This is a genomic window from Pantoea sp. Lij88 (assembly GCF_030062155.1).
Classification (GTDB): domain Bacteria; phylum Pseudomonadota; class Gammaproteobacteria; order Enterobacterales; family Enterobacteriaceae; genus Pantoea.
Genome location: NZ_CP118267.1, coordinates 95,552 through 110,152, shown reverse-complemented (window position 1 = coordinate 110,152; position 14,601 = coordinate 95,552). Strand labels below are relative to the sequence as shown.

Below are 14,601 nucleotides of genomic sequence, written 5' to 3'. Positions count from 1 at the left end.
GTATCTCAGGCTAAGGGGTTAAATCGCCGGGTAGTCGCCAGTGCCATCAGGCCACGGCGTCAGCAGATCAAAACCATTTTCGGTGACGGCGACGGTATGTTCCCATTGCGCCGAGAGCGAGCGATCTTTGGTGACGACCGTCCAGCCATCTGACAGGACGCTGGTTCCCGCTTTACCGGCATTAATCATCGGTTCGATGGTGAAAATCATCCCCGCCTTCAGCGGCATCCCTTCGCCCGGCGTACCGTAGTGCAGTACCTGAGGATCGGTGTGGTAAATCTCACCGACGCCGTGACCGCAATATTCACGAACCACCGAGAAACCCGCGCCTTCCGCTACGCGCTGAATAGCCGCGCCCACGTCGCCCAGTGTCGCGCCAGGACGGACGGTTTTGATCCCTGCAACCATCGACTGGTAGGTAATCTCAACCAGACGTTTGGCGCGTACCGACGGCGTGCCGACAAAATACATCCGGCTGGTATCGCCGTACCAGCCATCTTTGATGATCGCGACATCGATATTAACGATATCGCCATCCTTGAGTTTTTTGCTGGCCGGAATCCCGTGGCACACCACGTGATTGACCGAGGTGCAGGTGGTGCGGGTATAGCCGTGATAGCCGATGTTGGCGGGCGTCACCTTGAGCTCATTCACAATGAAGTCATGGCAGATATCATCCAGCTCTTCAGTTGTAATGCCGGGACGGACGTGCGGTGTGATCATCGCCAGCACCTGAGCCGCAGCCTGTCCGGCTGCCCGCGCCTTTTCAATCTCCGCTGCGGTATGAATTTTAACGGTGTTCATGACACGTCTCCTTGTGTAGTGAGGCTCTCTTTAGGGAGCATAGTGCGAATATCAGCGCTGCCTTCCAGTTCGAGCCGGATCAGCATCTGCGCCAGTTGGTGTTGGGTTTGCTGTGGATAGAGTTCAGCCAGCATGCCAAGTTTCAGCCAGTGTTCTGCCTGTGCGTTGATGGAGCGGCTCATCGCCTGACTGGCGATGCGCAGATTCTCATGCATCAGGTCGGAAATTTTTACGATACCCATGTGAGCCTTATATGAAACGTATGCGTTTTGTATATAGGTTAACGCCAGCGGGAAGTTTTGCAAGAGGAAAAACCTGCCTGCCCGCATTTTCACCACGCAGACGGCCCTGATACACGCGCAAATGCCTCACTACAGATTCGAAGATCCTTTAAATCATTGGCCGGTTAAGCCCTGCGTAGAGGCAGTCCGTGAGCGGGCTCCAAAAGAATCCATGACGATATATTAAATAGTTCGCTATTTAATAGTTTACAACTCGACTTTAAACAGGCATCTTAGCCAAACTAAATAGCGCGCTACCTAATAGCAAACACAAGGAAATCGATCATGAATGTGAAACTCACCGCGGGTGCTTTACTGTTAGCCAGCCAGATGACGTCAGCATGGGCCAGCCCTGCCGAAAACGCACCAGCGCCCACCGCTGGCGTGGCGTCGTTTCTTAACGCGCTGAACGGTAGCGGCGGAAAGCCGATGGAAACCTTATCCCCGGCAGAAGCCCGCGCGGTGCTGACCGGCGCGCAGAAGGGGGCCGTATTGCCGCCTGCCCAGGTCTCTGAAAAAGTCATTACGGCTCTGGGTAAACCGCTCACGTTGACGATAGTCAAACCTGCCAATGCCTCAGGCGTATTGCCGGTATTTATGTTTTTCCATGGCGGTGGCTGGGTGCTCGGTGACTTTCCTACTCATGAACGTCTGGTGCGCGATCTGGTTAATGAATCCGGCGCAGCGGCGGTATTTGTAAACTACGCACCTTCACCGGAAGCCCGTTATCCGGTCGCCATTCATCAGGCTTATGAGGCAACAAAATGGGTGGCCGAACACGGCGCTGATATTGGCGTGGATGGTAAACGCCTGGCACTGGTGGGGAACAGCGTGGGCGGGAATATGGTTGCCGCTGTCGCGCTGCAGGCCAGACAACACAAAACTCCGGCGATTCGCTACGACGTCATGCTGTGGCCGGTCACCGATGCCCGCTTTGATGATGCTTCTTATCAGCAATTCGCCAGTGGTCATTTCCTGACCCGAAACATGATGAAGTGGTTCTGGGATAACTACACGACCTCAGAAAATGATCGTAATAACATTCTGGCGTCTCCGCTGCGTGCAACCCAAGCCGAGCTGGCCGGGTTACCGCCAACGCTGATTCAGACTGCCGAGCTTGATGTCCTGCGCGATGAGGGTGAAGCATTTGGCCGTAAACTGGACACCGCCGGTGTGCCGGTCACCGTCACCCGCTATAACGGCATGATTCACGACTTTGGTCTGCTGAATGCCCTGAGTCACGAGCCTGCGGTGCGCACGGCCATCGGCCAGGCGTCTGAAGAGCTGAAGAAACATCTTCAGTAAACACCGCCCGACCTGCCTGATAAATGGAGAGTTCTGCTCCTGTTTCAGGCCGAAATGATGTGAACAAAATCAGCCAGGCAGGATCGGCTGATTTTTGCCGTAAGCGCCGTCCTGCCTCATCCTCCTTATATTTCAGCGGAAGACAGTCGGGCATAAAGCGAGAGGTTCAGCGCGCGCGGTGATCCCGATCATCTCCTGCTGCTGTTTATCGGGTAACTGGATTTGCTCAGTCGCGCGTAGTCGCCTTGATCGTGTCAACAAACAACCGTAACGCGACGGGCATATGACGGTGTTGCGAAAAATAGAGCGCAATACCCTGCGAAGCGATTGTCCACTCCTCCAGCAACGTCACCAGCCGCCGGGCCGCCAGACCGGACTGCGCATAGCACTCCGGCACATAGGCCACGCCTGAACCGGACATGGCTGCTTCTGCCATCAACGCACCACTATCGAGCGTCAGGCTGCCGGGCACATCCAGCGCAAACTGCTGCTCATTTTGCTCATATTCCCAGTGATACCGTTTACCGCCCGGCAGACGATGGCGTATGCAGATGTGCTGCATGAGATCCTGTGGATGCCGTATGGCGGGGTGTGAAGCCACGTAATCAGGCGATGCCACCGTCACAAAGCGCAACGGCCCGCTCAGAGCGATGGCCACCATATCTTTGGGCACATCTTCAGACAGCCTTATGCCTGCATCAAATCCCTGTTCAACAATATCCACCAGCTGACCCTGCGCGACTAAATCAATTTCAATGCCGGGATAGTGCCGGATAAATGTCGGCAGAATTTTTTCCAGCAGAAGGCTGATAGCGGCATCACTGGCGCTGATACGCAGCGTTCCATAGGGTTGGTGATTACTCGCGGTGACATCATTCAGCAACTCGTCCATATGAGTCAGCAGCGGCGTCATGCGGGCAATCAGCATTTACCCCGTTTCCGTCAGCGCCACGCTGCGTGTTGTCCGATGGAAAAGCCGCACGCCAAGCGCCGTCTCAAGACCTTTAATCGTGTGGCTGAGCGTTGAACGTTTAAGGCCGAGCACATCCGCCGCGCGGCGAAAACTGCGCTGGTCCGCAACCATTTTCACCGCCAGAAGTTCATTCCAGGACGGGCGTTTCATTGTTTAAAATTTCCCACCATCTCATGCCGGTTTGGGGAGATTATGCCATCAATCATCTGTTTTATGATGAACGCCGGTTCACTAAACAGAGAGAAAAATGATGAAAACCTGGCTTATTACCGGTGCATCCAGTGGCCTGGGTCGCCTGATGTGTGAAAGTCTGCTGGCGCGTGGCGATCGGGTCGTCGCCAGTGTCCGGCGTAAACACGCACTGGATGATATGCGCGCGCAATATGGCGACAATCTGCAGCTTATCGTGCTGGATATCAGCGAGACGGCGAGGATCAAACCTGCCATCGACTCGGCATTTGCCCGCGCGGGGCGGATTGATGTTGTGGTGAGTAACGCAGCATATGGCCTGTTTGGCGCAGCGGAAGAGTTGAGCGATGCACAAATTGAACGCCAGATTGCCACTAATCTCACCGGATCAATTCAGCTGATTCGCGCAGTCATCCCGTTTTTGCGGGAGCAGGGCGGCGGTCGCATTGTGCAGGTCTCTTCAGAAGGTGGCCAGATTGCCTATCCCGATTTCAGTCTGTATCACGCCACGAAATGGGGAATCGAAGGGTTTGTCGAAGCGGTCAGACAGGAAGTTGCGGATTTTGGCATCGACTTTTTGCTGGTGGAGCCAGGGCCAACGGCGACCCAGTTTGGTGCGGGCCTGGATATTGCGGATGCCTTACCCGTTTACCGCGAAACCGCTGCAGGAAAAATGCGGGCCGCACTGATGAGTGGGGACTTTGAGATTAAAGGTGATGCGCAAAAATGCGTGTCGGCGATGATCGCGGCGGCTGATGCTGACAGTATGCCCCTGCGATTGCCGCTGGGCAGCACGGCCTATGACCATATCGAAACGGCGCTGAACACGCGACTGGACGCACTGCGGGCGATGAAATCTGTGGCATACGGAGCAGACAGACAGGAGGAATAAATGGAGTAGTGTGGTGTTAGCGGCCACAGAGTAACGGGAGTATCCGCTTCAGATGAGAGGCGGACATCTGTTAAAGCGCACAGCAGGTTAAAAAAAGCAGAATCATTCTTTGACACATCGGCCTACCTACTAGTAGATTCATTGAGAGCGCTAAATCTATCCCGAATGTCATCCGGTTATCACACGCAAAGGGTGACGGGATGCACGTTGACTTCAGCTTCTGCAAGGGTGAGTGTATTGATGAATAAACCTTCTCTTACTGCACGTCAGACAATCCTGCGACTGGCGCTTATTGCAGGGGTCCCATTGCTGCTGACCGTCCTGATCCTGTGGGCAGGTGGGTGGCTGGAGACCAGTCGGCTGACGTCGGACAAACTGGTGACGGCGTTAGAAAAATCTGGCGGTCACCATCCGGGTTATCGCCGTAATCATGCTAAAGGCGTCTGTATCCTGGGCGATTTTTCTGCCAACGGTACTGCCAGTAGCCTGTCACGCGCGGCGCTGTTCGCCCCTGGCGTTACGCCGGCGGTGGGCCGTTTCGCTATCGCAGGCGGCAATCCAAATGCACCTGATTATGCGGTACCGGTTCGCAGTATGGCGCTGGCGTTTTATCAGAAAAATGGTGAGCAGTGGCGCACCGGCATGAATGCGATGCCGTTTTTCCCTGTGCAAAGTGTTCAGGGCTTTTACGCGCTCCAGACCGCCACGCTGCCGGATGCAAAAACCGGTAAACCTGACCCCGCCAGGATGCAGGCTTTTGTACGGCAGCATCCGGAGATCAAACCCTTCTTCGCCTGGGCAAAGCAGTATGTGCCCGCTTCCAGCTGGACCCGCGATCGATTTAACAGCCTTAACGCCTTTAATTTCATTGACTCCGAAGGTCACCCACACCTGGTGCGCTGGAGTATGGTGCCGCATGCTGACTATCAGCCGATGGATGAAAAAGAGAAAGAGGACACTGATTTCCTGCAACGCGATCTGCAGCAGCGGCTGGCGCAGGGGCCGCAGAAATGGGACCTGATTATTACCGTCGCTGGCGCGCGTGACAAAAGTAATGACGCAACGATTGACTGGCCTGCCGATCGTCAGAAGATCAATGCCGGAACGCTGACCATTACTAAAATGACGCCACAGCAGCAGGGTGCCTGTAACGACATTAATTATGACCCGCTGATATTACCGGATGGCATTACCGCATCGGACGATCCGCTTCTGAATGCCCGTTCATCCGCTTACGCCAAATCTTATAATGCACGCACCCATGAACAGGCAGGGGCTCACTGATGAAAAAGATCACCACTTTTCACCCGGCACTGCGCGTCATTCACTGGCTGATGGCGGCGGCGATTATGGCCATGCTGTTCATTGGCGTCGCGATGGTAGCCACGGTTTCGTCATTGCACGGCTTGCTGGTGGCCATTCATAAGCCGCTGGGTCTGATGATTTTAGTGCTGGTCATTGTGCGGCTCTGGCTGCGCTTCACCACCGCTACGCCAGCACTGCCGGCCACGCTGCCTGCCTGGCAGAAGTTGTCAGCACTTCTCTCACACTGGGCACTGTATGCCATGATGCTGGCTCAGCCGCTCATCGGCTGGGCGATGCTGTCGGCGGCCGGCTATCCCGTCACGCTGGGTCATCTGGTGCTGCCGCCCATTGTTCCGGTCAGCAACGACGCCTTTGTGGTTTTGCGGCCGCTTCACAGCTGGGTGGCTCTGGCGCTGTTCATGACCGTCATGCTGCATCTGGCCGCAGCGTTGTTCCACGCGTTGATTCTGCGCGATGGTGTCTTCAGGAGTATGGCGGGTTCACCTGAACGCCCCGCGCCAGGTGCGCTTGACAACCCGGCTGACGGTCAGTAGGTTCAGGGCCGTTTACAGATTTGCCGTTATTTTATCGTCGCTGCCGGGAGCATGCATGAGTACAGAACGTTCACAGAAAGCCGAAGAAATTATGCATCACACCCGTGGGTTGCTCACCTCTGGGGGTTACAACAGCTTCAGCTATGCCGATTTAGCGGAGCGGGTGCAGATTCGCAAATCCAGTATTCACCATCATTTCCCGGGTAAAGCGGATCTGGTTCAGGCGGTCGTAAGTGATTATCGTCAGCAGGCACGCGCAGGAATGGCGGCCACCAGCCAGCACTTCGCCGGTGATGCACTGGGCGAAATTAACAGCTATGTAAACTTCTGGGCGACCTGCATAAAAGAGAACAATTCGCCTTTCTGTATTTGCGTGATGCTGGCTGTTGAACTGCCGGTATTACCCAAAGAAGTGGCTCAGGAAGTCAGGGGTCATTTTTCCGATCTCACTGACTGGCTCACTGACGTGCTGGACAGGGGCGAGAAGAGCGGCGTATTTTTCCTGCGGGAAAGTGCCGCTACAGAGGCAAAATCACTAATGGCAACGGTGCATGGTGCGATTATTTCTGCGCGTGCTTTTAATAACGCTGACGTCTTCCTGCAAATTGTCGAACCGGTCATCGGGAGATTATTAAAAACCCGCTAAGGCCTTAAAGATATAAAGTCGCTATCAGGCGACGTTTAATTGTTGCCTGATTCGATATTCTTCCTGCCTTTAATGATATTGAATGTGCAATGGTTATGTGGCAGGGCTGTAAATTCGCCCGAAGAAAGTTAACTATTCAGAAAATACCTTAATTAAAGCTATTTCACTGCACTTGTATTCAGACGGAGAGGTTATATATGACGACTATTCGTGCTCTGCCTTCTATATCAGACCTGACAGCATTAAATAGTGGAAGGATAAATTATCGATCCCCGGATCCCATTGCCTCTGGTTTTCAGTCCCGGTTACAGAATCAGATCAGGCTTTCACGCTCTGATGCCTTAAATCAGCCAGCCGTTCAAAAGCCGCTTATCAGTATGTCACCACGCCGGGCAGACATCGACTCAATGCTCGCTCAGTTGCTCGCCAGCAAAAAAATGTTATTACAGCCAGCCCGGTCCGTTCCTGTTTCAGGAAAAACAGTCAGGGTAGACGTAGCACAATGCAATATGACTGATAACGCGCACGTTGAAACGTCTGATATCAGTCATGCAGAGTATGGTCATGAACCTGCCGTGGGTTTATGTGAAAAAGCACACAAAAAACACCCTGAATTAAGATCTGATCCTTACTGTTATTCTCTTGTTTCCGATTTTCCAGTTACCTGCCCGCAACCCGCTGTGGTTTTGGCTCCCTTAACCAGCATTTATATCTGGATCGCACCTGAACTCGTCCGGGCGCCCGTACCCTATAACCGTGGCCAGCCTCTGCGGATACGCAGACTTCGTCCGTTAAACAAAATGGGTTACCGGCAATCGGGCCAGCATCAGAACCGGGAGCGCTACCTCAAAGACTCAGGAGATAGTAACCGATTCTTTTAACTTCACTGTAGTCCGGTCTGCTCAGGCTCTGTTGCCGGAGACCATGATTTCCAGAAATAAATACCTCTGATTATAAAGAACATGCATTGATTTAATTCTCTGACTGAATGCGTGCGGCCTTTAATCAGGCGGCTAACCCCATCTTAACGTTTTGTGAAATGAATATTAATCCGGAGAGTGAAATGCAAACCAACACATTAAAAGCCCACAGTCAAAATCAATGGCTGCAGTCTTATTATTATATCCGTGCAGCTGTATCTGTTATCTGGATTGCACTTGCGATATTCACTGGCAGGCATAATCCCGTTATTGGCGCGGTTCTGCTTGTTCTCTATCCCGCCTGGGACGCGCTCGCTAATTATCTCGATGCCAGCAAATCAGGCGGACTGGCTGTAAATCCTCCTCAAAGATTCAACTTCATCGTTAGCCTGATTGTCGCGGCGGCGATTATATGGGCGCTTACCGTCAGTATGAATGCCACCATAAAAGTCTTTGGGGTATGGGCCATATTTTCTGGTGTGCTGCAGCTTTCGGCTTCCATTCGTCGCTGGAAACACTCCAGTGGACAATGGGCAATGATTTTAAGTGGCGCGCAATCTGCATTAGCAGATCTGTTTATGTTTAAACAGGCAAGTGGTGATATGGCTCTGGATGTCACCACGGTTGCACCCTATGCGGCTTTTGGCGTCTTCTATTTTCTGATTTCAGCCATCACGCTGACTATTAAGAATGGTCGTAAAAACAGGGTTGCCTGCTGATCCATAAAATAACGATGTGACGGTCACTTTAACGGAAGGATCAGATGACGTTAATCACCGGCACCTGACCTCATCAGGCAGGCTGGTTATGGTCAGTCTGTCCTGCCAGGCGCTCAGGACAGCATCGTATCTGCGATATCCAGCAGGGCGCGCAGGCGATCCATATGGCGGAGATCCTGATGGTAGCCGACCCAGATATCCCGTGAAGGCGGAAAATCGGGCGTTGCAATGCGCTGCAGACCCGGTGTGGCATCACCCAGCGGTTGCGGCAGTACGGCAACGCCCATCCCACGCTGGCACATCTGCGCCTGAACGGCCCGGCTCGTGCTTTTAAAGGCCGGTCGCGACTGCGGAAACCGTTCCAGAAGCCAGGAGACATCAGGAAAGTGTGACTGTCCGGTATTCATCAGAATCAGCCCCACCGAAGAGGGCGCTGTCAGCAGCGCCTGAGCCGTTTCTGGCGTCCCGTAAAGTGCGTAGGGCACACTCATCAGACGGCGCTGGACAATATCCGGATCGGTGAAAGGGACGATACGAAACGCGATATCGGCATCACGGCGCGACAGATCGAGTAGCCGGAAACTGGCAATGACCTCCGGCACAATGGCCGGATGACGGCGCGCCAGTTCACCCAGCACGGGGGCCAGCACAGTGTTGGTAAACCATTCTGCGGCTGATATTCGCAATATCCCTTCTAACCGGTCGTGATTACCCGCCAGCCGACGCTCCATTGCCAGCGCGGAATTTTCCATCGCTTCTGCCAGCTTCATGACCCCATCACCGGCATCTGTCAGCACCAGACCGTCCTTTGTGCGCCGGAACAGCGACTGCTGCGCCTCATCCTCAAGCGCTTTGATGCGGCGTCCGACCGTCGGATGACTCACGCCCAGACTCAACGCTGCCTTGCCGAACGAGCCGTTTCGGATGACGGCAAGAAATACCTGAACATCTCCCCACTCCATACCCAGCACCCGCCGTTCAAAAATGAACACCCAATATACAAAAGTGTCAGTTCTCAAACAACTTTGCAGGTATCACCATAGCTTTTCCCATCCCGTCGCTTCAGGCGGCCATTACAGGAAGCTGAGTTTATGAACAGACTCGAAGGCAAAGTTGCCCTCGTCACCGGGGCGTCAAAAAGTATCGGCGCGGGGATAGCCCGACAGCTTGCCGCTGACGGTGCAGACGTTGTCATTAATTACGTCTCAGACAGAAACGGTGCTGAGAAGGTGGTTGCGGAGATTGAAGCCGCCGGTGGAAAGGCGATAGCCGTTGCGGCGGATGTCACCCGCCAGCCAGAGGTTGAGACGCTTATCAACACCACCCTCGAATTTTTCGGGCGGCTGGACATTGTGGTGAACAATGCCGGGGTTTATCAGTTCGCCAGCATCGAGGAGAGCACTGAGACGCTCTACCGCAGGCAGTTCGATATTAATGTTCTGGGGCCGCTACTGGTCAGCGCCGCAGCCGTGCCGCACCTGGGTAAAGGTAGCAGCATTATCAACATCAGTTCGTTCGTCACCCGCGTCTTTATTGCTGAGAGCGCCATCTACAGCGGGGCCAAAGGCGCGATTGACGCCATTACCGGTGTGCTTTCAAAAGAGCTGGGCCCACGGGGGATTCGTGTTAATGCGGTCAATCCCGGCCTGATCGAGACCGAAGGAAGCCATCGCGCAGGCGCGATGAACTCAGACTTCCAGAGATGGAATGAAGAGCAGACGCCGCTCGGCCGTATTGGTCAGGTATAGGATGTGGCACCGATTGTCTCCTTTCTCGCCTCAGACGAGGCTGCCTGGATCACTGGTGAGGTGATTCTCGCCTCTGGCGGGATGCGCTGACCGGTTCGTCGTGTCGTTTCTGCCGGGCGGCGGCCCCGTTCTGTCAGGTTACCTGCACATTCTGTGATTACCATTCGCCCTTTATCGGGGGCGACGTTCCATAAGGAGTGACCTATGTCGGCACTTAGCATCCCGCAAGCCGAGCCACATCGCTGGGCGATGTTTGTCATTTTACTGGTCGGGGCATTTTTGCCGCCGCTCGATTTCTTTATCGTCAACGTGGCCTTGCCTGCTATTCAGCAAGACCTCAGCACCTCTTCCTCTGCGGAACAGCTGGTGATTTCATCCTATGCTGCTGTTTATGCCGTGACGTTAATTACCGGCGGCCGGCTGGGAGATATTTATGGTCGCGGGAAGATGTTCTTTCTCGGGCTGATGGGTTTTGCTGCAGCATCCTTGCTGTGCGGTTTTGCCTGGTCACCCTGGGCACTGATTGCCGGACGCATCTTACAGGGCGCGACGGCCGCCATTATGGCTCCCCAGGCACTGGCTTCCGTACAGGCCATTTTTCCTGAAGCGGAGAGACCGTTAGCGCTCAGTATCTATGGTGCCGTGTTTGGTCTGGCCTCGGTGATCGGACAGGTGCTGGGCGGTATTCTGATTTCTGCCGATCTGTTTCATCTGGGCTGGCGGGCTATTTTTCTCGTTAACCTGCCGGTGGCGCTGCTGGTCATTCTTTTTGGCCTGCCGCTGCTGAAAGAGACACGGGCGCGGGCGGCGCAGCGGCTTGACCCTGTCGGCACACTGCTGGCCACATTAACGCTGAGCACGCTGATTGTACCGCTGATCGAAGGCCGTGAAGCGGGATGGCCCTGGTGGACGTGGATGTGGTTTCTGATTTTCCCGCTGCTGGCCACGCTGTTATGGCGCTATGAGCAGCGGCTCAGTCACAAGGGGGGATCACCACTACTTAATCCGGACGTTTTACGTGCACCGGGGCTGGGCCAGGGACTGGTCATTGTTTTACTGTTTTATTCTATCGGCGCGTTCTTTATGCTGTTTTCTGTCTATCTGCAGGGTGCCTTACATTTAAACGCGCTGAGTGCAGGCACGGTTTTCCTGCCCTTTGGCGTTGGTTTTCTGATCGGTCCGTTACTGACACCCTGGCTGAGGCGATTTACCGGTAATTACCTGAGCGCAATCGGGATGGGATGCGAAACCGCAGGCCTGGCAGGCCTGGGATGGTTGATTGCCACCACGCTGACGGGCAGTCAGCCCGCTATGCTGCCGCTCGCCCCGCTTCTTTTTGTGACCGGGCTGGGTCAGGGACTGGCGATGCCAACCCTGGTGCGGATGGTAACCGGCCAGGTTGCGCCACAATTTTCAGGGATGATCGCTGGCGTAACCAGCGCCGCCTTACAAATCAGCACTGCGCTAAGCGTCGCCCTTATTGGCGGTATTTTCTACAGCATGCTGGATAACGGTCACAGCAGTGAAGCGATCACTCATGCCTTTATCATCGCGCTTCTGACGATGGCCGCTTGCCTGGCTATCGGGGCAGCGCTGAGTATCCGGCTCATCCGTCGCGCCTCCGTTCGCTCAGCGAACCCGGCCCGCTTCTCCCACCGGTAATACAACACGCTCAGCTGGCTGCGACATCCCGAAGGATGCGGCAGCCAGCTGATAACCCGTTAATGTTCAACTGGATGGTGCCCGACCTCTGAATCCAAATCTGCTCCATTCTCCTGTCCGGAACGCCAGAGAAAATGGCCGTTGGTGTCAACGGCCATCCCCGGTCAGGCTGTTTGTTCGGACGCAAACGGTTCAGTCATCGGTTGAACGGGTAAGATTTTCCCACTGATCGATCTCCTGACTCATGGCTGCCAGTTTTTGACGAACCAGGCCCAGGGCATCACTGCCTAACAACAGATGCGCGGGTGGATTCGGGTTTTCCAGCAACGCCAGCATGGCCTGAGCCGCCTTTGTGGGATTGCCGGGTTGTTTCCCGCTTTTTTCCTCCCGGGCCTGACGAATAGGTTCGAACAGGGTGTCATAGTCCGCAATAGTGCGGGCGCTGCGTACCATTGAACGTCCCGCCCAGTCAGTGCGGAATGAGCCGGGTGCCACGGCAGTGACGTGTATGCCGAACGGAGCCAGCTCTTTGCCGAGCGTTTCTGAAATGCCCTCAAGCGCAAACTTACTGCCGCAGTAGTAGCTGATGCCGGGCAGGGTAATAAATCCCCCCATCGACGTAATATTGATGATATGCCCGCGACGGCGTTCACGCATACCCGGCAGGACCGCTTTGATCATTGCCACTGCGCCAAAAACGTTCACGTCAAACTGATGGCGCATCTCTGCCAGAGAGGACTCTTCCAGAATCCCTTCATGGCCGTAACCGGCATTGTTCACCAGCACATCAATCTGACCGACCGTGGACTCAATCTCCCTGATGACCTCTTCAATACGCTCAAAGTCCGTGACATCCAGCAGGCGGCCCACGGCACGCTCTGCATTGAGCGCTTCAAAAGCCTGCAGTGCTTCGCGGTTTCGCACGGTACCGATGACCCGGTGCCCGGCATGGAGGGCTTCACGCGCCAGTGCCAGACCAAAGCCACTGCTGACGCCAGTAATTAAGATTGTTTTAACAGATGACATAAAAGAACTCCCATGAACCGTAGAGATTGCATGGTATTCTCAATGCTGTTGTGTTTTTAGGCCGTATCTTCTCGTTTTCTTGCCTGATCTTATGAGGTGCCGTAATGACCGGAATGATTGCCCTGATCAAAGCCCTGGCGCCGCATGAGGGATACAACCTGACGGCGTTACCCGGTGTGCGGATTCTGCGCGCCGATCGTCCTCTTGCCAGAACACCGGTGCTTTATGATCCGGGCATCGTGATTGTCTGTCAGGGCAGCAAACGGGGTTACTTCGGCCAGCAGACCTACTTATATGATGAACAGCACTACCTGGCGGTCTCGGTTCCTGTGCCGTTTACTATGGAAACCGACGCGTCCGCGGAGCATCCTCTGCTGGCTATTTATATGCATCTGGATTTTCAGCTTGCCGCTGAACTTATCCTGCAGATCGATCAGCATGATGTTTCACATTCTCCCGCCGCGCCGCAGAGTATGATGTCGAGTCAGATGGACGACACAGTAAAGGGAGCGGTGCTGGGTTTGCTTGAAGCCCTGAACAGTCCGCTTGAAACTGCGATACTCGGACATGCGCGGCTGCGCGAACTTTATTTTCGTGTGCTGACGGGTGAACAGGGCAACGCCATGCGTGCCGCGCTGGGCCTGCAGGGACAGTTCAGTAAAATAGGGAAAGTGGTAAAGCACATCCACGCCACCTATGCGCAGCCATTAACGCTGACGCAACTGGCTGGCGAAGCGGGCATGAGCGTCCCGACCTTTCATCTTCATTTCAAATCCATCATCAGGATGCCGCCGATGCAATATGTGAAATCGGTGCGCCTGCATCAGGCGCGCATGCTGATGGTTCGCCAGCAGATGACCGCTGCAGCAGCAGGCTACGCTGTGGGCTATGAGAGCGCATCGCAGTTTAATCGTGAGTTTAAACGTCTGTTTGGTTTGCCCCCGGCGGAGGAGATCAAACGCATGCAGCGTCATTTCTCTGTTCCGCCCGTGCAGGAATCCCCGGTCTTTGTTTCATCGCATTGAGGGTTGTAAGCTGGAAACGCAGAATTCAGGGTTAAGTTTGTAGCCGCTGAAAATCCTGAGATTTCACCAGTCAGGTGACATTTACTCCCTAATCTGCTTCGGGAGAATAATGCTGACAAACGCATGCCAGCTTATGTCCGTCAGGATCCCGCACATAGGCTACATAAAAGTCAGGACCGTAAGCGGTTCGTGTGCCTGGGGCGCCTTCATTCACTCCTCCCGCAAGGAGGCCAGCTGCATGGAAGCGTCTGACGAGTTCCGCACTATCGGCTTTGAGTGCGAACAGGGTCCCGTTTCCTGCTGTCGCGGGATGACCGTCAAAGGTAGGGCAAATACAGAAGCTGAACCCCTCGTCCGGATTATTTTCATCTCCCCACATGACCCAGCTCTCTGTCCAGGCTGGCAGTCGTGAATATCCCAGAACGGTCAATACAGCGTCATAAAACTCCACGGAGCGCTTAAAGTCGTTTGTCCCAATCGTGATATAAGCCAGCACCTGATGACATCCTCTCTGCCGTTTATCTGAACAGATATTATACCGGTCAGTGCAGC

At 54.5% G+C, this 14,601-nt stretch carries 14 protein-coding genes and 2 pseudogenes; 10 read left to right on the top strand and 6 right to left on the bottom strand.

From position 1 onward, the window contains the following. Positions 1-18 precede the first annotated feature (18 nt). Together map and PU624_RS00560 are read right to left on the bottom strand one after the other, a co-directional pair. On the bottom strand, positions 19-804 hold the full coding sequence (gene map, locus PU624_RS00565; RefSeq protein WP_283544940.1) for a type I methionyl aminopeptidase: 786 nt from the start codon (positions 802-804) through the stop codon (positions 19-21). Then, on the bottom strand, positions 801-1,046 hold the full coding sequence (locus PU624_RS00560; RefSeq protein WP_283544939.1) for a ParD-like family protein: 246 nt from the start codon (positions 1,044-1,046) through the stop codon (positions 801-803). The genes map and PU624_RS00560 overlap by 4 nt, the downstream gene beginning before the upstream one ends. Before the next feature lie 324 nt (positions 1,047-1,370). On the opposite strand from PU624_RS00560, the gene PU624_RS00555 reads away from it, so the two are divergent. Continuing rightward, complete coding sequence (locus PU624_RS00555) at positions 1,371-2,390, top strand: alpha/beta hydrolase (RefSeq protein ID WP_283544938.1); 1,020 nt, start codon at positions 1,371-1,373, stop codon at positions 2,388-2,390. Between the two features lie 226 nt (positions 2,391-2,616). Here PU624_RS00555 and PU624_RS00550 read toward each other — a convergent pair. Beyond that, positions 2,617-3,513: pseudogene (locus PU624_RS00550) on the bottom strand (LysR family transcriptional regulator). Positions 3,514-3,613: 100 nt separating this feature from the next. Between PU624_RS00550 and PU624_RS00545 the strand changes: the two are divergent. The 6 genes from PU624_RS00545 (at position 3,614) to PU624_RS00520 (ending at position 8,588) form a co-directional block, all read left to right on the top strand. Then, entirely contained in the window at positions 3,614-4,444 is an 831-nt protein-coding gene (locus tag PU624_RS00545) for an SDR family oxidoreductase (protein ID WP_283545170.1), read from the top strand. 240 nt (positions 4,445-4,684) lie between these two features. Then, positions 4,685-5,728: a catalase family peroxidase gene (locus PU624_RS00540; RefSeq protein WP_283544937.1), complete on the top strand. Its 1,044-nt coding sequence runs from the start codon at positions 4,685-4,687 to the stop codon at positions 5,726-5,728. Beyond that, a complete protein-coding gene (locus PU624_RS00535; RefSeq protein WP_283544936.1) occupies positions 5,728-6,303 on the top strand; it encodes a cytochrome b in 576 nt (191 codons plus the stop codon). The genes PU624_RS00540 and PU624_RS00535 overlap by 1 nt, the downstream gene beginning before the upstream one ends. Before the next feature lie 55 nt (positions 6,304-6,358). Then, entirely contained in the window at positions 6,359-6,949 is a 591-nt protein-coding gene (locus PU624_RS00530; protein ID WP_283544935.1) for a TetR/AcrR family transcriptional regulator, read from the top strand. A 197-nt stretch (positions 6,950-7,146) separates the two neighbouring features. Beyond that, positions 7,147-7,830, top strand: a complete 684-nt coding sequence (locus PU624_RS00525; protein ID WP_283544934.1) for a hypothetical protein — start codon at positions 7,147-7,149, stop codon at positions 7,828-7,830. A gap of 182 nt (positions 7,831-8,012) precedes the next feature. After that, positions 8,013-8,588: a DUF308 domain-containing protein gene (locus tag PU624_RS00520; RefSeq protein ID WP_283544933.1), complete on the top strand. Its 576-nt coding sequence runs from the start codon at positions 8,013-8,015 to the stop codon at positions 8,586-8,588. A 113-nt stretch (positions 8,589-8,701) separates the two neighbouring features. Here the strand turns inward: PU624_RS00520 and PU624_RS00515 are convergent, their stop codons facing one another. Further along, positions 8,702-9,550 carry a LysR family transcriptional regulator gene (locus PU624_RS00515; protein WP_283544932.1) on the bottom strand — a complete coding sequence of 283 codons (849 nt, stop codon included), beginning with the start codon at positions 9,548-9,550 and terminating at the stop codon, positions 8,702-8,704. A gap of 129 nt (positions 9,551-9,679) precedes the next feature. Between PU624_RS00515 and PU624_RS00510 the strand changes: the two are divergent. Further along, a pseudogene (locus PU624_RS00510) lies at positions 9,680-10,426 on the top strand (SDR family NAD(P)-dependent oxidoreductase). Between the two features lie 114 nt (positions 10,427-10,540). Further along, a complete protein-coding gene (locus tag PU624_RS00505) occupies positions 10,541-11,998 on the top strand; it encodes an MFS transporter (protein WP_283544931.1) in 1,458 nt (485 codons plus the stop codon). Between the two features lie 192 nt (positions 11,999-12,190). Here PU624_RS00505 and PU624_RS00500 read toward each other — a convergent pair whose 3' ends face one another. Further along, positions 12,191-13,024 carry an oxidoreductase gene (locus PU624_RS00500; RefSeq protein WP_283544930.1) on the bottom strand — a complete coding sequence of 278 codons (834 nt, stop codon included), beginning with the start codon at positions 13,022-13,024 and terminating at the stop codon, positions 12,191-12,193. 104 nt (positions 13,025-13,128) lie between these two features. Between PU624_RS00500 and PU624_RS00495 the strand changes: the two genes are divergently transcribed. Further along, complete coding sequence (locus PU624_RS00495; RefSeq protein ID WP_283544929.1) at positions 13,129-14,049, top strand: AraC family transcriptional regulator; 921 nt, start codon at positions 13,129-13,131, stop codon at positions 14,047-14,049. An 88-nt stretch (positions 14,050-14,137) separates the two neighbouring features. Here PU624_RS00495 and PU624_RS00490 read toward each other — a convergent pair whose 3' ends face one another. Then, a complete protein-coding gene (locus PU624_RS00490; protein WP_283544928.1) occupies positions 14,138-14,545 on the bottom strand; it encodes a VOC family protein in 408 nt (135 codons plus the stop codon). Positions 14,546-14,601 lie beyond the last annotated feature (56 nt).